The organism is Streptomyces sp. NPDC059256 (genome assembly GCF_042753785.1).
Taxonomy (GTDB): Bacteria; Actinomycetota; Actinomycetes; order Streptomycetales; family Streptomycetaceae; genus Streptomyces.
In genome coordinates, this window is sequence record NZ_JBHYZO010000003.1 from 771,927 (window position 1) to 796,208 (window position 24,282).

The following is a 24,282-nucleotide window of genomic DNA, read 5'->3' on the forward strand; positions in this document are numbered from 1 at the left end:
TCACCCGTGGTCCCGCGAACGCCGGGCCAGTGCCCGTTCGACCTCGGACACGGTCAGCCACTGCTGGGGCGCGAGGACCTTCGCCGTCTGCGGTGCGAACGCCGGCGACGACACCACCACCTCGGCGGTCGGCCCGTCCGCGACGATCTCGCCGTCGGCCATGATGAGGACGCGGTCGGCGAGTTCCGCTGCCAACTCCACATCGTGCGTCGCCAGCACCACCGCATGGCCGTCCCCGGCGAGAGACTTCAAGATCGTGGCCAGCCGTGCCTTGGCCGCGTAGTCCAGACCGCGGGTCGGCTCGTCCAACAGCAGCAGGGGCGGCCGGCCCGTGAGCACGATCGCCAGCGCCAGTGCCAGCCGCTGGCCTTCGGAGAGGTCCCGTGGATGGGTGTCGTCGGCCACGCCCGGCAGGAGTTCGCTCACCAGGGCACGGCAGGCTCCGGGGTCCGCGCCCGCGTCGGCGTCAGCCGCCGCGCACTCGGCGGCCACGGTGTCCGCGTACAGCAGGTCCCGCGGCTCCTGGGGGACGAGCCCGACGCGACGGATCAGTTCGGCGGGAGCCGCCCGGTGCGGGGTGAGCCCGCCGACGTCCACGCTTCCCGAGGCCGGAACCACCATGCCCACGAGCGTGCCGAGCAGGGTGGACTTGCCGGCGCCGTTGCGGCCCATCAGGGCCACGGTCTCCCCGCGGGTGAAGCTCAGGTCGATGCCGCGCAGTGTCTCCGCGCGTCCCCGTCGCACGCTGAGCCCCCTGATGCGAGCGGCCTCCGTCGCGATGGGCGCGCGGTCGGCGGTGGGTGCAGGGTCGGCCGTGGCTGCGGCGCGGTTCACACCGGGTCCTTCGGACAACTGCTCGCGCAGGGCTGTGGCCCGGCGGCGTGCGTCCCGCACCGACAGCGGCAGCGGCGACCAGTGTGCGAGCCGCCCGAGCGCAACCACCGGCGGGTACACCGGGGAAACGGCCATCACATCCGCGGGCGCGCCCATGGTCGGGGCGGCGCCCGGTTCGGGCAGCAGGATCACCTGGTCCGCGTACTGGACCACCCGCTCCAGCCGGTGTTCGGCCATCAGCACGGTGGTGCCCAGGTCATGGACGAGCCGTTGCAGCACGGCCAGCACTTCTTCCGCGGCTGCCGGATCGAGCGCCGAGGTCGGCTCGTCCAGCACCAGCACCTTCGGGTGGGTGGTGAGCACCGAACCGATGGCGACGCGCTGCTGTTGGCCGCCGGAGAGAGTGGCGATGGGACGGTCGCGCAGTTCCGCGAGCCCCAGCAGGTCCAACGTCTCCTCGACGCGGCGGCGCATCACGGAGGGCGCGATGCCGAGGGACTCCATGCCGTAGGCGAGTTCGTCCTCGACGGTGTCGGTGACGAAGTGGGCCAGCGGATCCTGTCCCACGGTACCGACGAGGTCGGCGAGTTCCCGCGGCTTGTGGGTCCGGGTGTCGCGGCCGTCGACGGTCACCCGACCGCGCAGGGTGCCGCCCGTGAAGTGCGGCACCAATCCGCACACCGTCCCGAGCAGGGTCGACTTGCCCACGCCCGACGGGCCGACGAGCAGCACCAACTCACCCTCGGGGACGATGAGGTCGACATGGGCGACGGTCGGCGCCCCGGCGTCGGCGTACGTCACCGACACCTGCTCGAAGCGAATCACCAGGACTCCTTGGGGGCCGGGGCCAGGGACGGTACGGGCGCGATGAAGGCGGGCAGCAACCCGATGAGGATCGACAGGGCCGGCCACAGCGGCAGCGCGGGGGCGACCAGCGGCACGACCGAGGGGTGCAGGGCGTCGGGCGAGTGGGACCCGGCCCAGATCATCAGTACGGCGACCGCGGCACCGGAGGCGGCGACCCACCAGGACCGCGGACCGAACCGGTCGGGCCGGTAGCGGGTGCGCACCGAGCGGCGACCGCCGAGCCGTAGCCCGGCGACAGCGGCGAGGAGCCCCGCGCCCAGCAGCGGCATCGCGTACGAACCGCCCTCCGCCGCCAGCAGGGCGTAGGAGCCGGCGCACACCCCCAACAGACCGCCGAGCGTCAGCGCCGTGGTGGTGTGGCGCACCGCGGGCGGCACCTGAGCACTGCGTCCGTAGCCACGCGCGTCCATGGAGGCTGCGACGGCGATGGAACGCTCCAGGGCGCCTTCCAACACGGGCAGCCCGATCTGGGCGACGGCCCTGATGCCGCCGGAACGTCGACCGCGCAGCCGTCTGGCGGTCCGCAGCCGGCCGATGTCGGTGACCAGGTTGGGTGCGAACGTCATGGCGACGACGACGGCGACACCGACCTCGTACAGCGCGCCCGGCAGGGACTTGAGGAGACGGGCCGGGTTGGCGAGGGCGTTGGCCGCCCCGACGCAGATCAGCAGGGTGGCGAGCTTCGCACCGTCGTACAGGGCGAAGACCACCTGTTCCGCGGTGATCCGTCCACCGATGCGGATGCCCTGCGCCCAGTCGGGGAGCGGAACTTCGGGCAGGTCGAGCAGGGTGTGGGAGCCGGGGATGGGGGAGCCGAGGGCGACCGAGAACAGGACGCGCACGGCGATGACGAACAATCCGAGCTTGACGAAAGCCGCATAGGAGCGGGCCCAGGGGGCGTCCGTGCGCCGGGCGGCGACGACATAGCCGGCGACGGCCACCAGCAGCCCGAGGAGCAGGGGATTGGTGGTGCGGGACGCGGCGGTGGCGAGTCCGAGGGCCCACAGCCACCAGGCACCGGGGTGCAGTGCGTTGCGCCGGTCAGCCTCGGGCGCCCGCAGCCGTGTCCACCGGGTGCCGCGCCCGACGGGCCCGGAGGGATTCGGGTCCGCGGTCGAGTGTTCCGTCGGCTGTTCACCGCGGGCGGGGGTCCGGGTGGCGAGCCGCGGGTGCGGGCGGGTGTGGCCTTCGCCCGGTGGCCGGTTCGCCGGTGTCCCGGTGGCAGGCGGGTGGTCGTCCGGTGGCCGGTTCGTGGGTGATTCCTTCATCGCCTACGACGACGGGACTGCCACAGCGCCGCCCCTCCCAGCGCCAGAATCGCCGCCACACCTGCGAGAACTCCCACTGAGGGGCCGCCGTCGGTGCTTTCGTCGCTACCACCGTCCGTCGAGGATGGGGCGGCGGCCGTGGGCCGGTCACCCGCGACCTGTTCGCCGCAGCCCGTGCGCGGATAGCCCGAGATCGCGCACAGCAGTGCCTGGCTGTTGTAGCGCAGCGGCTTGGCGACGGATGCCAGGGCATCGGCTGCCGTGGCGGTCTTCGGCAGCTGGGCACAGGCGGTACGCAGTGGCGGCGGGCGTTCCCCGGTCGGTGCGTCCTTCAGTGTGCCCGGGTCGATGACCAGGGCCAGGCGCTTGGCGTCCGGCTTAGCGGGGGTCGTGGCACAGATGGTCGCGAAGTCGGGTTCCTGACGCGGCCGAGCCGAGTCCGAACTGTCCTCGCTCACCGAGAACCGGTAGCCGGTCACCGAACCGTCCGCAGGTCGGGCGCTCGCCGGTCCCTCGGTGGCGTACGTCCAGGTGGTGCCGTCGCCGAGCCAGAACGACCAGTAGCGGTATCCCGCGGCCTGGGCGGGCCCCGCTCCGAGCACGGTCAGCGCCGCCCCGAGCGCGAGGACGAGCGCGAGGACCCGGCCGCGCATCAGCTCTGGTTCTTGCGACGGCCGCTGAACAGGATGCCCACACCCACACTGGCGGCGAAGAACGCGCCGACGATCCACCAGACGGCGATCCCCGAATCGTCCTTCTCCTCCTTCTGGGGCTTCTGGGGCTCGGGGCCGAGCGCGGTCAACTCGGCGACCAGGTCCTTGCCGCCGAAGTCCGCGGGATCGGTGTCCGCGGCGTTCGCAGCGAAGATCAACTGTGCGTACGCGGCCGGACCGGACTCCTTGGCCCAGCCCGCCGAGTCCGCCTCCAGCCAGGCCAGCGACTTCTTCGCCTGATCGCCGAGGCCCTGGACCTGGAGGGCGACCACGGCGTCGGCGGTGTTGCCGAAGTCGGGCTTCTCCGCCGGGTCGTCGGAGCCCGGCATCGGGGGAGTGGTGAGGTAGCCGGTCTTGGCGAGTGCGGTGGCGAGATAGGTGCCGCCGTTGTGCGCGGCGCCCTCGATGGTGGTGGTGGGTTTGCAGGCGGTGCCCTGCGCATCGGTGTTCTTGGCGTTCTCGGGCTCGGCTGCGAGGCCCTTGCCGTGCGCTCCGATCACGGCGGCGGCGGTCGAGTCGCCCACCAGTCCGGGCATCGCCGGCTGGTACACGAACGCCCCGCCGTTGGTTCCGCCACACGGCTGGGCGAAGGTGAGCAGTGCGTCGTACGGGGACTTCCCGCCCTTGGACTTCACGTCCGCCGGCTTCTCGCCGGCCGCCGCGAGTGCACCGATCACCACGGCGGTGGAGTTGGCGTCACTCGCACCCCCGGGGTTGTAGCTCCAACCGCCGTCCGCGTTCTGCACCGACTTCAACCAGGCGACGGACTTCTCCACGGTCTTGTCCTGGCCGCCGACGGCGGTGAGCGCCTGGATTGCCGCGGCGGTCGCATTGGAGTCCAGCGGCAGCTTGGCCCCGCAGTCGGCCTTGGTGTCGGCGCGGTAGGAGGGGAACGCGCCGCTGTCGCACTGCTGGCCGGTCAGCCAGTCCACCGCGGCGGTGGCGGGCTTGACGTCCTCGGTGTCCAGTGCGAGCAGGGCGAGCGACTGGCGCCAGACGCCGTCGTACGCCGGGTCGCCCTTGCCGTACAGACCTGGCGGCAGCGCAGCAGCGGACGGAGTGGGGGTGGGCGCCGCGAAGGCGGCCGGAGCGGCGGCCGAGGCGATGGCCGCGCCGATGACGGCGGTGACGGCGAGCGCTGCGGCGCTACGGCGGACGGTGGTCATGACGGGCGGTGCCTCTCCTGCGGGAGCCGGGCACGGGCACGATCAGGCACCAGGGCTCCGGTTCCGTATTCCTCGACGGTGCCGGTCACCGGCGGTTGCCGGTGGCGCAAGCCGGTCACGGCCGCGTACAGGGCATTCCGACTCACCGCTGATGGTGTGGCGGCTCACGGCTGCGGGTCAGTGCCGGATTTGCACCGGCTTCCCCCTGTACGGGTGTGATGACGACCTGCCTACTGTACCGGCGGTGACCCAGGGGCGGAGCGGCCATCTCCGCCGCACGGGCAGCGGCGCCCCCATGCGCCCCGTCCGCACTGAGGTACCCGGATCGGGTCGGCCGGTCCATGAGGCGATGGGCCGGCCGCGCGCTGAGGCGCGGGACCGGAGGTAACGAGGGCGCAGAGGGCGTGCGGCTCGGGTCTGGGGGCGAGGGCGATGAGGGAGGTGCAGAGGTGCAGCAGACGAGGGCTGTGCAGGAGGCGGGGTGCGACTGCGCGGGGGCCGAGGTGTGATCGTCGCCCTCGGTAGTGCGGCCGATGGTCCGGCGGTGGTGGTCCGGCGGTGGTGGTCCGCCGGTGGGGGATTCACCCGCCAGTTCAGGCCGACCTGTTCCGCCCGCCCGTCTCGGTGGCCCCGTCCGCCGTCGCCGGCTCGGACTCGGCCAGTTCGAGGAGTTGACACACCGTCTCGATGTCCGCCCGCACCTGTGCGATGGGCGCCCGTCCGGAGAGCCAGGTGATCAGTGCGGCGTGCCAGGTGTGCTCCACCACCCGTACCGCGGAGAGTTGGGCGGCCGTGGGCTCGGCCACCGCCATGGCGTCCAGGATGATCGCCGTGGTCTGCTGCGAGACCCGGTCCACCTCGGTGCTGACGCTGCGATCGGCGAAGGTCAGGGCGCGCACCATGGCGTCCGCGAGCTGCGGTTCGCGTTGGAGTGCACGGAAGGCGCGCATCAGTGTCTCAGCGACCCGCTCGGCCGGGCCGGTCCCGGCCGGCGGGCGCTTGCGCAACGTGGTGTGCAGATGGTCGAGCTGGTCCTGCATGATCGCTACCAACAGATGGATCTTGGACGGGAAGTACCGGTAGAGGGTCCCCAGAGCGACGCCGGACCTCTCGGCAACCTCCCGCATCTGCACCGCATCGAATCCGCCCCGGCCGGCGAGTTGGACGCTGGCGTCCAGAATGCGGCGGCGGCGTGCTTCCTGGCGCTGTGTCAGGGAGGTGGGCGGGGGCCCGGGCGACTTGGCTGCGACTGTCATGTGTCCGTTCCATTTGTCCTGTTCGATGCGTGTCCAGGGCGCATGGCCTGGCAGCGCTTTCGCCGTGGCGCGAATCACCTGATCCGGTCCTTACAGCGGGACTACCTGCGGGTAGATTCGAATCCTTGGACGATCAAGTCTGAAACTTGTTCTAGATTAGCGCCAGCGGTTACGCTCGCGCGAAACGCAGCCAGAAGGGGGCCCCGAGTGACCGCTGAGGCCATTGAGGCCGGCCCTCATCGGAGGCCCGACTCAGGGTCGGACTCGGGTGCGGGACCGGGTGCGGGATCGGATTCCGGGCCCGGCCAGTGCGTCGGTCAACTCGCCGCCGAATCGGGCGGCCCCGCCCTGCCGGCCATCTCGCCCACCGGCGCCGCTGCCCCTCCCGCCGCCCCCACGGTGCCCGACCCCGGCTCGGTCGCGCCCGGCGCCACCGCCGCAGGTCCCGGCGACAAGCCGCTGCGCATCGCACTGCTCAGCTACAAGGGCAATCCGTACTGCGGCGGTCAGGGTGTCTACGTACGGCACCTGTCGCGCGAGTTGGCCCGCCTCGGGCACAGCGTCGAGGTCATCGGTGCCCAGCCCTATCCCGTCCTCGACGACGGAGTGGTGCTCACGGAACTGCCGAGCCTCGATCTGTACCGCAGCCCCGATCCGTTCCGCACGCCCGCCCGCGATGAGTTCCGCGACTGGATCGACGGGCTCGAAGTCGCCACCATGTGGACCGGTGGGTTTCCCGAGCCGCTGACGTTCTCCCTGCGCGCGGGCCGCCATCTGGCCGCGCGGCGCGGGCAGTTCGATGTCGTGCACGATAACCAGACCCTTGGGTACGGGCTGCTGAGGGACCTCGGTGCCCCGCTGGTCACCACCGTCCACCATCCGATCACGGTGGACCGCCGACTGGACCTGGACGCCGCCGCCGACTGGCGCAGGCGGGCGTCCGTGCGCCGCTGGTACGGCTTCACCCGGATGCAGAAGCGCGTCGCCCGACGGCTGCCCTCCGTGGTGACCGTCTCCGGGACCTCCCGGGACGAGATCGTCGAGCACCTCGGGGTCGCGCAGGAGCGCATCGGAGTCGTTCACATCGGCGCCGACACCGACCTCTTCGCACCGGACCCCACCGTTCCCGAGGTGCCCGGGAGGATCGTCACCACCTCCAGTGCCGACGTACCCCTGAAGGGCCTCGTCCATCTTGTGGAGGCCCTGGCCAAGGTCCGCACCGAGCATCCCGCGGCCCATCTGGTGGTCGTGGGCAAGCGCGCCGAGGACGGGCCGGTCGCCCGACTGATCGAACGGTACGGACTCGGTGACGCCGTCGAGTTCGTCAAGGGCATCTCCGACCCCGAACTCGTCGATCTGGTCCGCGGCGCTCAAGTGGCCTGCGTACCGTCGCTGTACGAGGGGTTCTCGCTGCCCGCGGCCGAGGCGATGGCCACCGGGACACCGCTGGTGGCCACCACGGGTGGCGCCATCCCCGAGGTGGCCGGGCCCGACGGCCGCACCTGTCTGGCCGTCCCTCCGGGCGATGCGGGCGCACTCTCCGCCGCGCTCTGCCGACTGCTGTCGGATCCGGCGCTGCGGACGCGGCTCGGTGAAGCCGGCCGGCAGCGGGTGCTGGAACGCTTCACCTGGGCGAAAGCGGCCCAGGGCACGGTCGAGTTGTACCGGGCGGCGATCGCGAGGACCATCCGGTGACATCGTCCACCGGCCGGATGTCCCGATCCCGGCGGCCGTGCTCCGTATCCCCGCTGCCCCAGCCGTCCCAGCCGTCGTGGCCGGTCTCGTCGATGCTGTTGCCGCTGTCGTTTCTGTCGTCCTTGTCGTCCTTGTCGTCCTTGTCGTCCTTGTCGCCACTGACCCCTCTCGACCGCGAAGGCTGGATTCCGTGCTGACCGTCGACTTCTCCCGGTTTCCCCTCGCTGCGGGCGACCGCGTGCTCGACCTCGGCTGCGGCGCGGGCCGGCACGCCTTCGAGTGCTACCGCAGGGGCGCACAGGTGGTGGCGGTCGACCGCAACGGCGAGGAGATCCGCGAGGTCGCCACCTGGTTCGCCGCGATGAAGGAGGCGGGGGAGGCACCCGCGGGCGCCACCGCCACCGCGATGGAGGGGGACGCACTCCAACTGCCCTTCCCCGACGCCACCTTCGACGTCGTGATCATCTCCGAAGTGATGGAACACATCCACGACGACAAGGGCGTACTGGCCGAGATGGTCCGCGTCCTCAAACCGGGCGGGCGAATCGCGATCACCGTCCCCCGCTACGGCCCCGAGAAGATCTGCTGGACCCTCAGCGACGCCTACCACGAGGTCGAGGGCGGACACATCCGCATCTACAAGGCCGATGAACTGCTGGCCCGGATCGAGGAAGCCGGTTTGGTCCCCTACGGCACCCATCACGCCCATGCGCTGCACAGCCCCTACTGGTGGCTGAAGTGCGCCTTCGGTGTGGACAACGACCAGGTCCTGCCGGTGAAGGCGTATCACAAGCTCCTCGTGTGGGACATCATGAAGAAGCCGCTGGCGACCCGGCTGGCCGAGCAGGCGCTCAACCCACTGATCGGCAAGAGTTTCGTGGCCTACGCGACCAAGCCCCAACTGCACCGGACCACGGCATGACCACCCCTCGGACCGAACACCTCGTCCTGCCCGGGGTGCTCACGGCCGAGCAGGCGGATGCGACCGTCGCAGGCGTGCGCGCGATCCAACGCGAGGACGGCGCGATCCCCTGGTTCCCCGGGCACCACCTCGACCCCTGGGACCACACCGAAGCCGCCATGGCGCTGGACGCGGCCGGTGAGCACGAGGCGGCGGCCCGGGCGTACGGATGGCTCCAGCGGCACCAGAACCAGGACGGCTCCTGGTACGCGGCCTACCGGGACGGCGATGCGGGGCAGCCCGTCGACCGGTCCCGGGAAACCAACTTCTGCGCCTATCCCACCGTCGGCGTCTGGCACCACTACCTCGCCACCGGGGACGAGGGCTTCTTGGACCGCATGTGGCCGATGGTCTACGCGTCGGTCGAGTTCGTGCTGCGGCACCAGTTGCCGGGCGGTCAGATCGGCTGGAAGCGGGAGGCGCCGGAAGCGGGTGGGGCCCCGGTCGCGGACGCACTCCTGACCGGCAGTTCCTCGATCCACCACGCGCTGCGCTGTGCGCTGGCGATCGCCGATGAACGTGAGGAACCCCAGCCGGACTGGGAGCTTGCGACCGGCGCGCTGGAACACGCGATAGGCCACCACCCGGAGCGGTTCCTCGACAAGAGCCACTACTCCATGGACTGGTACTACCCGATCCTGGGCGGCGCGGTCACGGGCGCCCGGGCCACCGCACGGATCGCCGAGCGCTGGGACGAGTTCGTGGTGCCGGGACTCGGGGTGCGCTGTGTCCTGCCCAATCCGTGGGTCACCGGCGGTGAGAGCTGTGAACTGGCCCTGGCGCTCTGGGCGATGGGGGAGTCGGACAGGGCGCTGGACGTCCTCCAGTCGATAGCGCATCTGCGGGCGGACGACGGGATGTACTGGACGGGTTACGTCTTCGAGGGCAACCGCGCGGTGTGGCCCGAGGAACGGACCACCTGGACGGCCGGCTCACTGCTGTTGGCGGTGGCCGCCCTCGGGGGAGATGAGGCGACCACCGCGGTCTTCGGTGGGGAACGACTGCCGCGGGGGCTGGCTCCGGACTGCTGCTAGTCGTGTCCGGCTCATTCCGTACGGCTGAAGACCGGGCGGGTGGTGTGTCCGCCCGGCCTGGCTTCCGGTGTCCGCCCGGCCTGGCTTCCGGTGTCCGCCCGGCCGGGCGGACACCGGACGGCTCAGCGGCGGCGCAGGCTGCCGGCGACGGCGTGCCCGATGAACAGGTACACGACCGCGGCCAGACCGTACCCGGCGACCACGCGCGCCCAAGCGGCGTCGAAGGTGAACAGGTCGTACGACCAGCCCGCGAGCCAGCGGGCGGTGTCCTGGACGAACGCGACCAGGTCGTTGGCCCGGTTGGCGTCCAGGAGATACATCAAGATCCACAACCCCAGGATCAGGGCCATGACATCCGCGACGATCGCTATGACCGTCGCGGCCTTTTGGGTTCCACTGCGATGACGAGGACTCATAGCCCTCGTGTTGCCGCTTGTGCGACTGTGAAACCCGCCTTCTTGTCATGTCCCCGTTGGTCTCCTCCTGGCCTTCCGTTGCCCGGACCGTGGCTCCGGCCGGGCCAGCCCATGCCTTATCCAGGCCACTGCCCCATGCCTCTGCCCTGGTCTGCGTACATGCCCTGCCCGCCCCTGCCCGCCCCGGCGCGGTCACCCGGAGAGGTCACCCGCACGGGCTCGCCCGAGTGGCGGAATGCGGCCGATCGGGTGACGCTGCCAGGACAGTCCCTCAGGGAGGTCTGCCGTGTTCCGACATCCGGTACGCCGCGCCCTGGCCGCGCTGGTGCTGTGCGTCGCACTGCTGGGCGGGGCCGTGGCCTGCGGTGACGACAACGGCTCCGGTTCGTCCTCGGCGTCGACATCACCCAGCTCCACCAGCTCGACACAGGCGCAGAAGTACGCCAAGACCAAGTTCGTCGCGAACGCCTCACTCGCGGCGGGTGCGATCTACCAGTGGATCGTCAAGCCCTACCGCGACGGAAGGTTCGCCAAGGGAGCGGACGGCCGCACCTTCACCCTGGTGAAGGCGGGGCTGGCGGGAGCCTTCGCGTACAACCGGTTGCAGGCCGCGGTGAACAACGCCAAGGGCGATGAACTGCTGGCCAAGGCCGTCGCCCCCCTGACCGCCGGCATCGACTCGCTCAAGAACTTGGGGACCAAGATCCGGGACGGCGATGCGAGCGCCACCGACATCAACGCCTTCCAGGACGTCATCAACGATGTGAAGAAGGCGGGCCAGGACGCGGGGGTGAAGGTCACCGAGAAGGTGCCGAACCTCTCCCAGCTCGGGGGCGGCTGACCGGCGGCATGGATCGGGACTGCCCTGCGGTCCGTGCCGTACGTCGCCGGCGCCAGCTCGGAGTACGCATTCGATCGTACGCAGTGCGGAGCCCCCGACCGGCTCCTGCGGGGTTCAGAGCACCAACTCCGCCATCACCCGCAGCGTCTGGAGGTCGGGCGAGGTGAGCAGCAGATCCGTCACCGGACCGGAACGCCACAACTCAAGCCGTTCGGCGATGCGTTCCCGCGGGCCGACGAGCGATATCTCGTCCGCGAAGGCGTCCGGCACCGCGAGGACCGCTTCCCGGCGGCGTCCCTGGGCGAACAGGGCCAGGATGTGCCGGACCTCGGACTCGTACCCCATGCGCGCCATCAGATCGGCGTGGAAGGCACCGGTGGTGTGACCGGTGCCGCCGAGATAGGAACCGAGCATCGCTTTGACCGGGAGGAGCCCTTCCGAGACATCGTCGCAGACTTGTGCATGGGCCATCGGAGCGACGGTGAATCCCTCGGCTAAGCCGGTCAGCGCCTCCTTGTGCACATCGGTGCGGAGCGGCGACCAGTACAGCGGAAGCCAGCCGTCGGCGATGCGGGTCGTCTGGGCGACGTTCTTCGGGCCCTCCGCGCCGAGCAGGACCGGAAGGTGGGCGCGGAGTGGATGGGTGATCGACTTCAGGGGCTCGGCCCGGACCGTGCCGTCCTCGCCGGGGTGGGGATGACGGTGGTAGCGGCCGTCGAGCTCCACCGGGGCCTCTCGTCGCAGCACCTGGCGGACGATCTCCAGGTACTCCCTCGCCGCCACGAGCGGACGGGCCGGGAAGGGGCATCCGTACCACCCCTCCACCACCGGGGGCTGCGACAGACCAAGACCGAGCATCATGCGTCCGCCCGAGAGGTGGTCCAGGGTGAGCGCGTGCATCGCGGTCGCGACGGGGGTGCGGGCCGCCATCTGGGCGACTGCGGTGCCCAGATGGATGCGTGAGGTGTGGGCGGCGATCCAGACCAGTGGTGTGAACGCGTCGGACCCCCAGGTCTCGCCCGTCCACACCGAGTGGTAGCCGATGCGTTCGGCCTCGCGGGCGAGATCGAGATGGCCGGGGGTCGGTCCACGGCCCCAATGGCCGAGAGCGAGTCCCAGTCGCATGGCACCTCCGCTACCCACAAGGGTTTTTGACGAGGCGTCAGGCTATGTCAGCGGTTGGAGAACGGCAATGGCCCTCCGCCCCTTGCGGGACGGAGGGCCATCGGTGTTCGGGGCTCAGCCGCGCTGGATGCCCGTGGTGTCCTGGAGCAGACCGCGGCGGCCGTCCTGGGTCTGGGCGATCAGACCCTGACCGCGCTGGTCGACGGCCAGGTACCAGGTGCCCGGCGCGAGTTCCGCGATCGGCGTGGGCGAGCCGTCCTCGCCGTACAGCGGACGGGCCACCGGCACCGCGAACCAGAACGGAGCGAAGTCGCCCCCGCCCTGGGGCGCGGCCTGCCCGTGCTGCGGCTGTCCACCGTACGAGGGCTGCTGGCCCTGCTGGGGCTGCTGGGGCTGACCCTGCTGGGGGTAGGGCTGCTGCTGGGCTCCCGGGTAGCCGTAACCGCCCTGCGGCTGACCGCCGTAGGGCGCTGCGGGGGCCGCCGGACGAGGGGCGCCGATCAGGGGGGCCTTGAGCGCGCCGACCAGTTGGTTGCCGACCGCACCCGCGGCCAGTACCAGTGCGGCGATGAAGCCGAGGATCAGGCCCGCGCCCGCGTCGAAGGAGATCCCGCCGTCACTCAGGGAACCGGCCGGGTCGAAGATCGCACCGAGCGCGGACCAGGCGGTGAAGACGGCCAGGACGAGTCCGATCTGGCCGAGTTCCAGACCGAGCACCTTCGGCGGCCGGGGCAACAGATGGGAGAGGACGATCAGCGCCGCACTGATGATGCCGGCCAGATAGACGCTGAGGAGCAGGGACCCGCTGTCCCAGGCGGAAATCTCTCCGCACGTGGCCTCGCAGTCGAACGTGCTGAGGAACGAGGCGATGAACAGCAGTACCGCTGCTCCGATCACCACGCCATCGCCTCGTGTGAGGGAGCGGATGTTCACGTAACGAAGTCCTTTGTCGGTCGTCTGTCGGTCATCTCAACGGGCGGTCATCGCTGCCGCTGGAGGAGGTTTGTGCAGCACATGGCTCGGGTGTGACGTGCCATCGTAGGGTGAATCTATCGTCTGCCCGATCAGGACGTCTGCCAGGTGATGGCACCCGCCTCTGATCAGCGGCCTGATCGAGACGCTATCGGAATCCGCGACCAGTGCGATGGAACAGCGGATCGAACACCCCTGCGCTGGCTGCGAACAACTCGCCGAACCCTGTGCGCCCACGGCGGTCCGAAGCGCCGCGCACCCCGGCTGAGCTGCCTATTTCTCCAGGAAGTCCTGGAGTCCCGAGGCGATGCCCCGCGCGGCCAACTGCCGCCAGCGGGGGCTGGTCAGCAGTGCTGCGTCCTGGGCGTCCCGCATGTTGCCGCACTCGATGAAGACTTTCGGCACGGTGGACAGATTGAGCCCGCCGAGATCTGTACGGACGTGCAGACCGCTGCCGTTGCCGACGTAGTTCGAGCGGGCGCTGCCGGTCGTGCGGGCGAAGCTGTCGGCGATGCGCTCGCCCAGCTCCCGGGAGGGGCCGATGATCCCCGTGGTGTCGGCCGAGCCGGTGGTGACCGGACCGGGGAGGATCATATGGAAGCCACGATTGCCCCGATCGGAGCCGTCGGCGTGGACCGAGATGACGGCATCCGCCTTCGCCTCGTTGCCGCGGCGAGCCCGCTCGTCCACACAGGGACCGAAGGGGCGGTCGCCGTCATGGGTGAAGGAGACGCGGGCGCCCTGTCGTTCCAACAGCTTGCGCAGCCGTTGTGACACATCCCGGGTGAACTCGGCCTCCGTGTATCCGTTGTTGGTGGAGGTGCCGGTGGTGTCGCACTCCTTGCGATGGGTTCCCGCGTCGACCAGCCGCCCGATCTCCTCGGGGTGCCGGAAGTTGCCGGGATTGTGCCCCGGGTCGATGACCACGGTCTTGCCCGCGAGGCTGCCGCGCGCCTCACGGCTGCTCGGTGCCGACGGTGCTCCGGCGTCCGCCGACCGCCCGCCCGGTGAAGGTGCCGGGGATCTTGATGCGACGCCCGCCGACGACCCCTTTGCGTCGGACGGTTCGCCCGTGGACCGCGACAACAGCCAGCCCGTCAGCGAACCCGCCAGCAGGGCGACGATGCTGAGGGCGAGGGCGATCAGGACTCCGGAAGGCCGGCGGCGCCTGGGGGCGGCCGGCATGGGCGTTGCTGCGGTCTCGTCGTGCGGCACGTCGGCGATCGTAGGGCCTCTTTGACGGTTCCGTCCGGTTCGACGGGATGTCGTGGGCGCGTCGGACGCAGGCCGGGCCGGTTCGCGGGCTCCGGGTGCCGTGGGTGTCCTGAGGGAGGGACGTGCGGTTGCGCGAGGTCAGCCGAGCGGGCCGGTGCGACGCAGGACCCGCAGCGACTCCGTCACCGAGACCTCGGTGAATCCTCCCGAGGCCACCGCACGGCAGTAGATCCTATAGGGCGCCTGTCCACCGTCCGCGGGATCGGGGAAGACATCGTGGATCACCAGCAGCCCGCCGTCCGCGAGGTACGGCGCCCAACCGTCGTAGTCGCCGCCCGCGTGCTCATCGGTGTGTCCGCCGTCGATGAAGACCAGCCCGAGCGGGGTTCCCCACAACCGTGCCACCTGCGGGGAACGGCCGACCACCGCCACCACGTGCTCCTCAAGTCCGGCCCGGTGCAGCGCCCGACGGAACGTCGGCAGGGTGTCCATCCGGCCCAGTTCGGGATCGACGACCGAAGGGTCGTGGTACTCCCAACCCGGCTGCTGCTCCTCGCTGCCCCGGTGGTGGTCGACGGTGACGGCCGTGACCCCGGCCGCCCGCGCCGCGGCGGCGAGCAGGATGGTCGAGCGCCCGCAGTAGGTCCCCACCTCAAGGAGGGGCAGCCCGAGCGCTCCCGCCTCCGTCGCGGCCTCGTACAGTGCCAGCCCCTCGGAGACGGGCATAAACCCCTTGGTGCCGACGAAGGCGGCGAGGACGTCCTGCGCGGGTGCGACGGCGGGGTCCTGCGCGGGTGCGACGGCGGGCATGGGTGAGGATCCTCCTGGTCGTCAGGGTGTTCTGGCGCTCATGCTGCCGTATAGCCCGTCCGGAAGAACACGCGGGCGGCACCCGCAAGGCTCGTGGGCGGTGTGCGTGGGGGCGGCATGGGCCGCCGCGGCTCAGGGCGGTCTCTGACGCCTGCCGCCACCGGGTCCATCGAAATCCTGATGTGCCGGCCGTCCAGGGGCTGGGACCATGGCATCCATGGCCCCAGCCCCCACAGACATCCAGCAGACCCTCATATCCACCCCCACACCCCGCACCACGCGCACCCTGCTCGTCCTCTTCGCCGCCTGCGCCGGGCAGTTCCTCGTCGTCCTCGACGTCTCGGTCGTCAACGTGGCCCTCCCGTCCATGCGCGCCGACCTCGGGCTCTCCACCGCCGGCCTGCAGTGGGTGCTCAACGCCTACGCCATCGCGTTCGCCGGATTCATGCTCCTCGGCGGTCGGGCCGCCGACATCTTCGGGCGCAAGAGGACCTTCCTCTTCGGCCTCGGCCTCTTCACCGTCGCCTCCCTCGCCGGTGGACTGGCCCAGGAGGGGTGGCAGCTGCTCGCCGCCCGCGGCGTCCAGGGCCTCGGCGCTGCCGTGCTCGCACCCGCCACCCTCACCATCGTGACCTCGGCCGTCCCCGCGGGCCCCGCCAGGACCCGGGCGATCGGCACCTGGTCGGCCGTGGGTGCCGCAGGCGGCGCGGCCGGTGGGTTCGTGGGCGGAGCGCTCACCGATCTGCTCTCCTGGCGCTGGGTGCTCCTCATCAATGTGCCGGTGGGGGCACTCGTCATCGCCGGCGCCGTCTTCTGGCTCACCGAGAGCCGGGAGAGTGTGAGCCGTCGCCTCGATCTGCCCGGCGCGGTCCTGGTCACCGCCGGACTGGCAGCCGTTGCCTACGGGATCGTCCAGACCGAGGAAGTCGGTTGGATCTCCGTCGAGACGCTGCTGCCCCTGCTGGGCGGTCTCATCGTGTTGGGAGTCTTCGCACTGGTGGAGGCCAGGACCGCCGTCCCGCTCATGCCGCTGAAGGTGTTCCGCTCACGAGCGGTCACCGCGGCCAACGTCACGATGATGATCATCGGTTCGGCGTCGTTCACCATGTGGTTCTTTATGACGATGTACGCCCAGAACGTCCTGGACTACTCACCCCTGAAAGCCGGGTTGGCCCTCATACCCAGCTCGATCGCCGTGGTGGTCGGCTCAACCCTCGCGCCCCGGCTGATGCCCCGGGCAGGAGCGGCGAACATCGCCGTGATCGGCGCCCTGGTGGCCGCGACGGGTCTCGGCTGGCAGTCGACGATGACCGCCGACGGCGGCTACTTCACGGCGATCATGATTCCTGGTGTGCTGATGATGATGGGCATCGGCCTGTCGGCCACCCCGCTCGCCGCGCTGGCGATGGCGGGGGCGGGGCCAGGGGACGCCGGTCTGGTCTCCGGGCTGATCAACACCTCGCGCACGATGGGCGGCGCCCTGGGCCTGGCGATCTTCTCGACGGTCGCGGCGTCACGCACCGGGGACAGTACGGCTGCGACCGATCTGACCGACGGGTACGCACTCGCCTTCCGGGTGGGCGCCGGACTGCTGCTCGTCGGAGCCGCGCTGATGGCGCTCTGGCTGCCGCGCCGCGCGGACGCCAACTGACGTTCTGTGCGGACAGCGCCGGGCCCGGGGTCATGCCCGCACGGTCCCGGGCGGTGCGCTGGGACCCCAGCGGGAGCGGAAGGGACGGGCGGTCAGGGTTGCGGCTCCCCGTCCAACTCGCCCTTCGCCAACGCCGGATCGATGACCACCTCGCCGGTGAGCACCCTGCGCACCGTCCGTGCCAGGTCGTCCACCGGGCCGTCCTTCACCACGAAGCCCGACACCCCGGCGTCGAGTGCACGACGCAACTGGCCGGGGCGGGATGAGGTCGCCAGGATCACCACTCGGCACTCCGGTACCTCTTCCCGCAGTGCCGCTGCGGCGTCCAGCCCGTTCAGCCCGGGGAGTTCGACCTCCAGCAGGGCGATGTCGGGCCGGGTCTCCAGCGCCGTCCGGACCACCTCGTCACCACGTCCCACCTCGGCGATCACACGGAACCCCGGCACCAGTCCGAGGAGCAGTGCGAGTGCGCCGTGCTGCCCGCTGTCGTCCTCGGCGAGCAGGATGCGCAACGAGGGGGCGGGGCGATGGTCCCGCGGCATCTCTTCCACGGCGTCATCGTAGGTGCGGAAACGTCCGCGACCTGGGAGGACGCCTCCGGCATCACGCAGTGAACACGGATGCCGCCGTGTCGCCGTGTCGCCGTGTCGCCGTGTCGCCGTGCTTCCCGTGCCTCCCGTGCCTACGGAGAACCGGACCCGGCCGAAGGACCCTGGTCGAGGGCCCTCACTCCTCGTCAGCTCGTCGCCGCGCCCGATGGTCCCAGGCGGCGGTGCTTGCCATGCGGTTCTGCTGCGGAGTCCTCCGCAGCAGCCGCCACCCCCCGGTGCTTTCCAGCGCCGTTGGCCGCAGACTCCGTCGCCTCGTGCGCAGGCGTCTCGATCGTGTCGGTTCCGGCTTCAGACATGTGGGACTGCCCCCCGTTGTAGTCGCTGAATGACTTTGAGGGCGAAAAGTCTAACCAGGACCGATGCGTCCACCGAGCGGTGCCTGCTGCAACGGGATCGGTCGGTAGCCGTCCGGTGCGCCCAAGGCCCCACGGCCGGTGCTCGACGGCGCTTCCGCGACCCCTTCGGCGCCCGCGTTCCGCAGATCGCTGTCGAGCGCCCCGACCATCGTGCGCCTGCCGTCGGTGAAGACGCTCGCCGTGCCGATCCGGGCGATGGCGCACGGCATCGCCGGGGTCACCACCGGCAGCCCCAACACGCCGTTCGGGTCCCACCACCCCGCACCGGTCAGCCAGCCGTCGGGCCCTGGCCGTTGGTGGAGTCGGCGCCCCTCGGGCCGCCAGACCCCGAGGTGCGCACCGCCGTCGCCACCCCGAACGCACAACGCCACCGCGCACCGCTCCGGCGCCAGCGACCGCCCCGACTGGAGGGCGAAGGGGGTCACGGACACCGCGGGGTCCGTCGGTTGCAGGGACTTGGGGAATCGGATCGGCAACCCGCTTCCCCACACGCCCCACCCGAGCCGGTCCCGTCCCGGCGCGTCCGACCGGATCAGCAGCAGACCGCTGTCCACGTCGGCCAGGAGCAACCGGTCCTCGCTGCCGTCGGCTACCTGGAGGAGCGGCATCACTTCGCCGCCGCGCCGCAGGTCCACGGCGATCGACTTGCACGGACCCCCGTCCAGCCGACGGTCGAGGGCCAGCATGCGCCCTTCGCGGTCCAGCCACACCCCGCCCGAGCAGTGTCCGGGGACGACGGCCAACTGCTCGGGGCCGAAGGCGCCGCCCACCACCAGCCAGATCGCGGAGGCCCGTTCCCCGGGGGCGATCGCATAGACGCTGCGCCCGTCGGGCGCGGGCGGAAGCAGTACGAGGTCGGGCGTCTCGATCCCGCCGATGGGAAGCTCTCCCGTTCCCGGACCCGCGGGGTACAGCAGCGAGAAGAGATGCCGCCCGGCCACTGCTCGCCGGATCAGCACCCTCCCGTCGGCGAGCGGCTGAAGGTCGGTACCCGCCTCCTCGGGCTGGGCCAGCGGCAGCGGTACGGCGTGCGGCGCGGACCCCCGGAGCGTCCATCGCTCGGGGAACAGGGCCTCACCCGCCCCCGCCAGCCGCGCCCCGTAGGCGCCGTTCGCCGTGATCGTGAACGCGCTCGACGCCGCTCGCGTACGGATTGCTTCCGGCGCCGTGTCCCGCGCGGCGGACTCGATGGCACAGGCTGTCATCGGTTCGTCACCTCCGGTCACGAAGCTAGATTTCGCACGCCCAACCGAACCTCACGAGTCCTCCTCGTTCACACAAACGGATGGTGGGGAGGCGAATCGCCGATGCCTGCGGAACCGTTTGTGCTCGGGCGGCGTCTGGATGCCTCCGGATGCCGCGCCGGTCGTCGCCCAACTCTCCACAGTCCGCTGTCCACAGCACTCCTCGGGGCTCCGTCCCAGGTCCGAAGGGCTTCGAGGAGAGGGCGCAGCGCTGTTGCGACGCTCCGAAGATCCGTTCCCGAACCGAATATGACCCCGAATTCGATGCGTCCTGGCCCGCCCGCGTCCGAACGGATTCCGACAGCCCGGGCCTGACGGCGCCGACGGAGCCAACCGAAGGCAACCGAAGACGACCGAAGGCGATCGAAGACCCCCGAAGCCCCCGAAGAAGTAGCCCCGTCGTCGGCGATGCACCCACCGTCCTCCCGCCGCTCTCCAGCGCTCAGGAACAGGGCCACACCCGGCGCGGGTAACCTGTCTGCGTGCCCCGCCTCTCTGAAGTCATCGACGCCCTCGACGCCCTGTGGCCACCCGCGCGGGCCGAGCAGTGGGACGCCGTAGGCACCGTCTGCGGTGACCCCGGCGCACAGGTGCAGCGGGTGCTGTTCGCCGTCGACCCGGTCCAGGAGATCGCGGACGAGGCGGTCGACATCGGGGCCCAGCTGATCGTCACCCATCACCCGCTCTACCTGCGCGGTACGACGACGGTCGCAGCCGGCCACTTCAAGGGCCGTGTCATCCACAGCCTGATCAAGAACGACATCGCCCTGCACGTCGCGCACACCAACGCCGACACCGCGGACCCCGGTGTCTCCGACGCCCTCGCGGGCGCTCTGGACCTACGGGTCGTACGCCCCCTGGTGCCCGATCCCACCGATGCCTCCGGGCGCCGCGGGCTCGGCCGCATCTGTGAGCTGGACCACCCCCAGACCCTGGCGGAGTTCGCCGCCAGGGCCGCCGAGCGACTGCCCGCCACCGCCCAGGGAATCCGCTTCGCGGGCGACCCGGACGCCGTCGTGCACACGGTCGCCGTGAGCGGCGGCTCGGGCGACAGCCTCTTCGACGTGGTGAGGTCAGCAGGCGTGGACGCCTTCCTCACCGCCGATCTGCGTCACCATCCGGTCTCCGAAGCCACCCAGCGCTCCCCGCTGGGCCTGGTGGATGCCGCACACTGGGCCACCGAATGGCCCTGGTGCGAACTCGCGGCCAGCCAGCTCGACGAGATCTCCGACCGGCACGGCTGGAACCTTCGGGTCCATGTCTCGCGCACGGTCACCGATCCCTGGACCTCCCAACTCTCTTCACGTCTCTCTTCTCCTGGAGCCCCCAACTGAACGCCGCGCCCGCCGACCAGATCCGACTCCTCGACGTCCAGGCCCTCGACGTACGACTGTCGCAGCTTGCCCACAAGCGGCAGTCGCTGCCGGAGCACGCCGAGATCGACTCGCTCACCAAGGACGTCACCCAGCTGCGCGACCTGCTCGTCGCGGCGCAGACGCAGGAGAGCGACACCGCCCGCGAGCAGACGAAGGCCGAGCAGGACGTGGACCAGGTGCGCCAGCGCGCCGTACGCGACCAGCAGCGGTTGGACTCCGGCGCGGTCAGCTCCCCCAAGGACCTGGAGAGCCTCCAGCGCGAGATCGTCTCCCTCGCCAAGCGCCAGGGCGACCTGGAGGACATCGTCCTCGATGTGATGGAGCGCCGTGAGGCGGCGCAGGAGCGGGTCAAGGAGCTGACCGAGCGCGTCGCCTCCGTGCAGGCCAAGGCCGACCTCGCCACCGCCCGCCGCGACAGCGCCACCCAGGAGTTGGACGACGAAGCCGCGGCGGCGACGAAGGAGCGCGAGACCATTTCGGCCGTCGTCCCGGCCGACCTGTTGAAGCTGTACGAGAAGCTCCGGGTCCAGCAGGGCGGAGTGGGCGCGGCTCGCCTCTTCCAGCGCCGCTGCGAGGGCTGCCAGTTGGAGCTGAACATCACCGAGGTCAACGAGGTGCGCGCCGCACCCCGCGATACGGTGCTGCGCTGCGAGAACTGCCGTCGGATTCTGGTCCGTACCCAGGAGTCGGGGCTGTAGTGACCGCCGTGCGGAGGTTCGTCGTCGAGGCCGACGGCGGCTCCCGGGGCAATCCGGGACCGGCGGGCTACGGTGCGGCGGTGATCGACGCGAGCACCGGCGAGACGTTGGCCGAGGCGGCCGAGTACATCGGTGTGGCGACGAACAACGTGGCCGAGTACCGCGGTCTGATCGCCGGTCTGCGGGCCGCGTACGCCTTGGCGCCCGATGCCGCCGTCCATGTGCGGATGGACTCCAAACTGGTCGTCGAGCAGATGTCGGGGCGCTGGAAGATCAAGCACCCCGATATGAAGCCGCTGGCCGCCGAGGCGGCCGGCGTCTTTCCGCGGTCGGCCGTCACCTATGAGTGGATTCCGCGGGCGCAGAACAAGCACGCGGACCGCTTGGCCAACGAGGCGATGGACGCGGGCAAGGCCGGCCGGCAGTGGGAGCCGGCGCGTTCCACGGCCGAGCTCGACGCACCGGCCAGGGTCGTGGGTGATGCGGCGGCCGGCGCAGCCAGAGCGCGGGCGGCCCTGTCGGGGCGCGCACCCGAGACCACCGGCGCCACGCTCGACGGGCCCCCAGAGACCGACGGGCCCCCAGCGACCACAGCGAGCGCACGGTCCGTCGAGGCGGCGCCGCCGCCCGTCGGCTGGGCGGCCTCCGCCGACCTCGGCGCCCCCACCACCTTCGTCCTGTTGCGGCACGGCGAGACCGCGCTGACGCCCCAGAAGCGCTTCTCGGGCAGCGGCGGCACCGACCCGGCCCTCTCCGAAGCGGGTCGACGACAGGCACAGGCCGTGGCAACAGCGCTGCTGGCCAGGGGCACCGTCCAGGACATCGTCAGTTCCCCGCTCCAGCGCTGCCGGGAGACGGCCCGAGCGGTCGCCGAGCGGTTGGGCATCGACGTCCATATCGAGGACGGGCTGCGGGAGACGGACTTCGGCGCCTGGGAAGGGCTGACCTTCGCCGAGGTGCAGGAGCGGTACCCGGACGACCTGACGGCCTGGCTGTCCTCCGCGAAGGCCACCCCGACGGGCGGCGGCGAGAGCTTCGCCGCGGTCTCCCGCCGGATGGTGTCCGCCCGCGACCGGCTGCTGTCCCGCTACGCCGGGCGTACGGTCCTGTTGGTCACCCATGTCACACCGATCAAGACCCTGGTCCGCCTCGCGCTCGGGGCGCCGCCCGAGTCGTTGTTCCGGATGGAACTCTCGGCGGCATCGGTGTCCGTCGTCGCCCACTACGCGGACGGCAACGCATCCGTGCGGCTGCTGAACGACACCTCGCACCTGCGCGGTTAGTTCATGGCCGACGCCTTCCGCCCGCGCGGTCGGCTCATGGCCGCGGCGGCGGGTCGGGTGCGTGCGGGCCGCCCGGACCCGCCGTCACCGGCCCGGGCCAGACCAACAGCACCGGGCAGGGCGCGTGGTCCACGACGAAACGGCTCGCCGGGCCCAGGCTGTGCGGCCCCGGACGGGTGAGATCGCCGTCCCGCGCCAGGACGAGCAGTTCGGCTCCCCTGGCTGCCTCCACCACCTCCCGCTCGACCCGGCCGGTGCGCTCCAGCCGGGTGCAGGGGAGAGCGAGTCGCTGCGCCGCCGCCGTGAGCAGCCGGTCGGCGGACTGCGCCGCCAGTTCGACCACCCGCTCGCCGGGGTCCGCCTCGCGCTGGCCCCGCCCCAGCAGCCCGGCGTACGCACCCCGGGCCACGCCCGGCACCTGGGGCCCCGAGACGTGCAGCAGGACGATCCCCGACTCGCCGACCCCGTACCGACGTACGGCGTCCACACAGGCCGGCCAGGTGCCTTCGACGATCCAGGCGACCACGGTCATGACCCACCTCCGCAGCAGACCGTTGTACGGGCGGTGTGCGGATCACACTCCGATGACCGCCAGCGAGGCCCACAGTGCCAGCACCGAGACGACCAGCGTGGCAGGCACGGCGAGCAGTCCCAACCGGGTGAACTCACCCAGGTCCACCTCGCTGTCGTGGTCACGCACGATCTGCCGCCACAACAGCGTGGCGAGTGAACCCGCGTAGGTGAGGTTCGGGCCGATGTTCACGCCCAGCAACACCGCGAGCACGGCGCCCGGGCCGATCGGCGCGGCCAGTGGCAGCAGCACCAGGACCGCGGGGAGATTGTTGATGACATTGGCGAGAACGGCCGCGAGGGCTGCGATCGCGAACAGCGCGGCGAGATCGGTGCCGTCCGGCATCAACCGGCCGAGGGCATCGGCCAGCCCGTGGTCGACGACCGCGCGCACCACGATGCCCAGGGCCAGGACGAAGGCGAGGAAGGGCAGGGCCGCCGAGCGGACCAGCTTCCGGACCGTCGTACGACGCCTCGCGAGGGCCCGTACGGCGAGCACCGAGGCCCCCGCGCAGGCCGCCCACGCCGGATCGATGCCCACAGCCGATGCGAGGACGAAACCCGCCAGCGTGCCCACCACCGTGGCCAGCGCGAACACCGGCACCGTAGGAGCCTCCACGGCCGCGGGAGGGTTCGCCCCCGCGTCCAGATCGGTGGCGAAGAAGCGGCGGAGCACCACGTACTCCACGGCGATCGCCGCGATCCAGGGCAGCGCCATCAGGGCGGCGAACCGGGTGAAGCTCAACCCGCTCGCGGCGAACGCGAGGAGATTGGTGAGATTGGAGACGGGCAGCAGCAAGGACGCCGTGTTGGCCAGATGGGTACAGGCGTAGACGTGCGGGGTCGGTCGAGCGCCCAGCCGGGCGGCGGTGGCGAAGACGACCGGGGTCAGCAGGACGACCGTGGCGTCCAGGCTGAGCACCGCGGTGATCGCCGAGGCGACCACGAAGACTTGGGGGAGCAGCCGCCGCGGCTGCCCCCGTGCGGCGCGTGCCATCCACGCCCCGCACGCCCGGAAGAGGCCCTCGTCGTCGCAGAGTTGGGCGAGGACGAGTACGGCGGCGAGGAACCCGATCACGGGTCCGAGCTGCTCGGCCTCCTGCCACGCCCGATTCAGGGGGAGGAGGCCGGTGCCGATCGCGAGGGCCGCCGCGGGGACGGCGATGACGGCCTCGGGCCAACCCCAGGGGCGGACGACGGCAGCGATCAGAACGGCGACCAGCAGCAGGACGGAGAGCGTGGTCGCCCAGGCCCCGCTCAGGGCCGTTCCCCGAACGGTGAGCGGGTACGGGCGGGTGAGACACCACCCGGTGCGGTCGC

At 71.2% G+C, this 24,282-nt stretch carries 21 protein-coding genes, 1 pseudogene and 1 riboswitch; of the genes and pseudogenes, 8 read left to right on the plus strand and 14 right to left on the minus strand.

What is annotated here, in order from left to right; all coding sequences use genetic code 11:
* From ACFXJL_RS11320 to ACFXJL_RS11340, 5 genes are all read right to left on the minus strand, one after another.
* The gene (locus tag ACFXJL_RS11320) at positions 1–1,659 is read right to left on the minus strand and encodes an ABC transporter ATP-binding protein (protein WP_384691293.1); all 1,659 of its coding nucleotides are present in this window, start codon (positions 1,657–1,659) and stop codon (positions 1–3) included.
* Positions 1,656–2,969: a CbiQ family ECF transporter T component gene (locus ACFXJL_RS11325; protein ID WP_384691296.1), complete on the minus strand. Its 1,314-nt coding sequence runs from the start codon at positions 2,967–2,969 to the stop codon at positions 1,656–1,658. The genes ACFXJL_RS11320 and ACFXJL_RS11325 overlap by 4 nt, the downstream gene beginning before the upstream one ends.
* The gene (locus tag ACFXJL_RS11330; protein WP_384691299.1) at positions 2,966–3,622 is read right to left on the minus strand and encodes an SCO2322 family protein; all 657 of its coding nucleotides are present in this window, start codon (positions 3,620–3,622) and stop codon (positions 2,966–2,968) included. Before ACFXJL_RS11330 ends, ACFXJL_RS11325 begins: the two co-directional genes overlap by 4 nt.
* A complete protein-coding gene (locus ACFXJL_RS11335; protein ID WP_384691302.1) occupies positions 3,622–4,848 on the minus strand; it encodes a prenyltransferase/squalene oxidase repeat-containing protein in 1,227 nt (408 codons plus the stop codon). Before ACFXJL_RS11335 ends, ACFXJL_RS11330 begins: the two co-directional genes overlap by 1 nt.
* 130 nt (positions 4,849–4,978) lie before the next feature.
* Positions 4,979–5,055: riboswitch (cobalamin riboswitch) on the minus strand.
* 386 nt (positions 5,056–5,441) lie between these two features.
* On the minus strand, positions 5,442–6,104 hold the full coding sequence (locus tag ACFXJL_RS11340) for a TetR family transcriptional regulator (RefSeq protein WP_384691305.1): 663 nt from the start codon (positions 6,102–6,104) through the stop codon (positions 5,442–5,444).
* A gap of 399 nt (positions 6,105–6,503) precedes the next feature.
* Between ACFXJL_RS11340 and ACFXJL_RS11345 the strand changes: the two genes are divergently transcribed.
* The 3 genes from ACFXJL_RS11345 (at position 6,504) to ACFXJL_RS11355 (ending at position 9,794) form a co-directional block, all read left to right on the plus strand.
* Positions 6,504–7,799: a glycosyltransferase family 4 protein gene (locus ACFXJL_RS11345; RefSeq protein ID WP_384691395.1), complete on the plus strand. Its 1,296-nt coding sequence runs from the start codon at positions 6,504–6,506 to the stop codon at positions 7,797–7,799.
* 190 nt (positions 7,800–7,989) lie between these two features.
* Complete coding sequence (locus tag ACFXJL_RS11350; RefSeq protein ID WP_358882128.1) at positions 7,990–8,721, plus strand: class I SAM-dependent methyltransferase; 732 nt, start codon at positions 7,990–7,992, stop codon at positions 8,719–8,721.
* Positions 8,718–9,794: a prenyltransferase gene (locus ACFXJL_RS11355; RefSeq protein WP_384691307.1), complete on the plus strand. Its 1,077-nt coding sequence runs from the start codon at positions 8,718–8,720 to the stop codon at positions 9,792–9,794. The genes ACFXJL_RS11350 and ACFXJL_RS11355 overlap by 4 nt, the downstream gene beginning before the upstream one ends.
* A gap of 122 nt (positions 9,795–9,916) precedes the next feature.
* Here the strand turns inward: ACFXJL_RS11355 and ACFXJL_RS11360 are convergent, their stop codons facing one another.
* On the minus strand, positions 9,917–10,210 hold the full coding sequence (locus tag ACFXJL_RS11360; RefSeq protein ID WP_358882340.1) for a hypothetical protein: 294 nt from the start codon (positions 10,208–10,210) through the stop codon (positions 9,917–9,919).
* A 286-nt stretch (positions 10,211–10,496) separates the two neighbouring features.
* Here ACFXJL_RS11360 and ACFXJL_RS11365 point away from each other — a divergent pair, with 286 nt between their 5' ends.
* Positions 10,497–11,051, plus strand: a complete 555-nt coding sequence (locus ACFXJL_RS11365; protein ID WP_329018048.1) for a hypothetical protein — start codon at positions 10,497–10,499, stop codon at positions 11,049–11,051.
* Between the two features lie 114 nt (positions 11,052–11,165).
* On the opposite strand, the gene ACFXJL_RS11370 is transcribed toward ACFXJL_RS11365, so the two are convergent.
* The 4 genes from ACFXJL_RS11370 to ACFXJL_RS11385 all read right to left on the minus strand — a co-directional run bounded on the left by ACFXJL_RS11370 (position 11,166) and on the right by ACFXJL_RS11385 (position 15,173).
* Positions 11,166–12,176: an LLM class F420-dependent oxidoreductase gene (locus tag ACFXJL_RS11370; RefSeq protein WP_358882339.1), complete on the minus strand. Its 1,011-nt coding sequence runs from the start codon at positions 12,174–12,176 to the stop codon at positions 11,166–11,168.
* A 114-nt stretch (positions 12,177–12,290) separates the two neighbouring features.
* A complete protein-coding gene (locus ACFXJL_RS11375) occupies positions 12,291–13,109 on the minus strand; it encodes a hypothetical protein (protein ID WP_358882338.1) in 819 nt (272 codons plus the stop codon).
* 312 nt (positions 13,110–13,421) lie between these two features.
* Positions 13,422–14,333, minus strand: coding sequence for an N-acetylmuramoyl-L-alanine amidase (locus ACFXJL_RS11380; RefSeq protein WP_384640948.1), 912 nt, complete (start codon positions 14,331–14,333; stop codon positions 13,422–13,424).
* A gap of 168 nt (positions 14,334–14,501) precedes the next feature.
* Positions 14,502–15,173: a class I SAM-dependent methyltransferase gene (locus ACFXJL_RS11385; protein WP_384691312.1), complete on the minus strand. Its 672-nt coding sequence runs from the start codon at positions 15,171–15,173 to the stop codon at positions 14,502–14,504.
* A gap of 208 nt (positions 15,174–15,381) precedes the next feature.
* On the opposite strand from ACFXJL_RS11385, the gene ACFXJL_RS11390 reads away from it, so the two are divergent.
* Positions 15,382–16,824, plus strand: a complete 1,443-nt coding sequence (locus ACFXJL_RS11390; protein ID WP_384640688.1) for an MFS transporter — start codon at positions 15,382–15,384, stop codon at positions 16,822–16,824.
* A 95-nt stretch (positions 16,825–16,919) separates the two neighbouring features.
* Here the strand turns inward: ACFXJL_RS11390 and ACFXJL_RS11395 are convergent.
* Positions 16,920–17,366: pseudogene (locus ACFXJL_RS11395) on the minus strand (response regulator); the annotation flags it as partial.
* A gap of 415 nt (positions 17,367–17,781) precedes the next feature.
* A complete protein-coding gene (locus tag ACFXJL_RS11400) occupies positions 17,782–18,996 on the minus strand; it encodes a hypothetical protein (RefSeq protein ID WP_384644433.1) in 1,215 nt (404 codons plus the stop codon).
* A 521-nt stretch (positions 18,997–19,517) separates the two neighbouring features.
* Here ACFXJL_RS11400 and ACFXJL_RS11405 point away from each other — a divergent pair.
* The 3 genes from ACFXJL_RS11405 to ACFXJL_RS11415 are packed head-to-tail and all read left to right on the plus strand — an operon-like array spanning position 19,518 to position 22,392.
* Positions 19,518–20,369, plus strand: coding sequence for a Nif3-like dinuclear metal center hexameric protein (locus ACFXJL_RS11405; protein WP_358882334.1), 852 nt, complete (start codon positions 19,518–19,520; stop codon positions 20,367–20,369).
* The gene (locus ACFXJL_RS11410) at positions 20,366–21,109 is read left to right on the plus strand and encodes a C4-type zinc ribbon domain-containing protein (RefSeq protein WP_358882342.1); all 744 of its coding nucleotides are present in this window, start codon (positions 20,366–20,368) and stop codon (positions 21,107–21,109) included. Before ACFXJL_RS11405 ends, ACFXJL_RS11410 begins: the two co-directional genes overlap by 4 nt.
* Complete coding sequence (locus ACFXJL_RS11415; RefSeq protein WP_384691316.1) at positions 21,109–22,392, plus strand: bifunctional RNase H/acid phosphatase; 1,284 nt, start codon at positions 21,109–21,111, stop codon at positions 22,390–22,392. Before ACFXJL_RS11410 ends, ACFXJL_RS11415 begins: the two co-directional genes overlap by 1 nt.
* A gap of 34 nt (positions 22,393–22,426) precedes the next feature.
* On the opposite strand, the gene ACFXJL_RS11420 is transcribed toward ACFXJL_RS11415, so the two are convergent.
* Positions 22,427–22,924, minus strand: coding sequence for a universal stress protein (locus tag ACFXJL_RS11420; RefSeq protein ID WP_384691319.1), 498 nt, complete (start codon positions 22,922–22,924; stop codon positions 22,427–22,429).
* Positions 22,925–22,966: 42 nt separating this feature from the next.
* Positions 22,967–24,223: an arsenic transporter gene (locus ACFXJL_RS11425; RefSeq protein ID WP_384691399.1), complete on the minus strand. Its 1,257-nt coding sequence runs from the start codon at positions 24,221–24,223 to the stop codon at positions 22,967–22,969.
* Positions 24,224–24,282: the final 59 nt, after the last annotated feature.

Excerpts from the sequence above, each read along its gene's own strand:
- ACFXJL_RS11325 (WP_384691296.1), bottom strand. The coding sequence starts at position 2,969 with ATGAAGGAATCACCCACGAACCGGCCACCGGACGACCACCCGCCTGCC.
- ACFXJL_RS11335 (WP_384691302.1), bottom strand. The coding sequence starts at position 4,848 with ATGACCACCGTCCGCCGTAGCGCCGCAGCGCTCGCCGTCACCGCCGTC.
- ACFXJL_RS11355 (WP_384691307.1), top strand. The coding sequence starts at position 8,718 with ATGACCACCCCTCGGACCGAACACCTCGTCCTGCCCGGGGTGCTCACG.
- ACFXJL_RS11360 (WP_358882340.1), bottom strand. The coding sequence starts at position 10,210 with ATGAGTCCTCGTCATCGCAGTGGAACCCAAAAGGCCGCGACGGTCATA.
- ACFXJL_RS11420 (WP_384691319.1), bottom strand. The coding sequence starts at position 22,924 with ATGACCGTGGTCGCCTGGATCGTCGAAGGCACCTGGCCGGCCTGTGTG.
- ACFXJL_RS11330 (WP_384691299.1), bottom strand. The coding sequence starts at position 3,622 with ATGCGCGGCCGGGTCCTCGCGCTCGTCCTCGCGCTCGGGGCGGCGCTG.
- ACFXJL_RS11400 (WP_384644433.1), bottom strand. The coding sequence starts at position 18,996 with ATGACAGCCTGTGCCATCGAGTCCGCCGCGCGGGACACGGCGCCGGAA.
- ACFXJL_RS11340 (WP_384691305.1), bottom strand. The coding sequence starts at position 6,104 with ATGACAGTCGCAGCCAAGTCGCCCGGGCCCCCGCCCACCTCCCTGACA.
- ACFXJL_RS11370 (WP_358882339.1), bottom strand. The coding sequence starts at position 12,176 with ATGCGACTGGGACTCGCTCTCGGCCATTGGGGCCGTGGACCGACCCCC.
- ACFXJL_RS11380 (WP_384640948.1), bottom strand. The coding sequence starts at position 14,333 with ATGCCGGCCGCCCCCAGGCGCCGCCGGCCTTCCGGAGTCCTGATCGCC.
- ACFXJL_RS11385 (WP_384691312.1), bottom strand. The coding sequence starts at position 15,173 with ATGCCCGCCGTCGCACCCGCGCAGGACCCCGCCGTCGCACCCGCGCAG.
- ACFXJL_RS11390 (WP_384640688.1), top strand. The coding sequence starts at position 15,382 with ATGGCATCCATGGCCCCAGCCCCCACAGACATCCAGCAGACCCTCATA.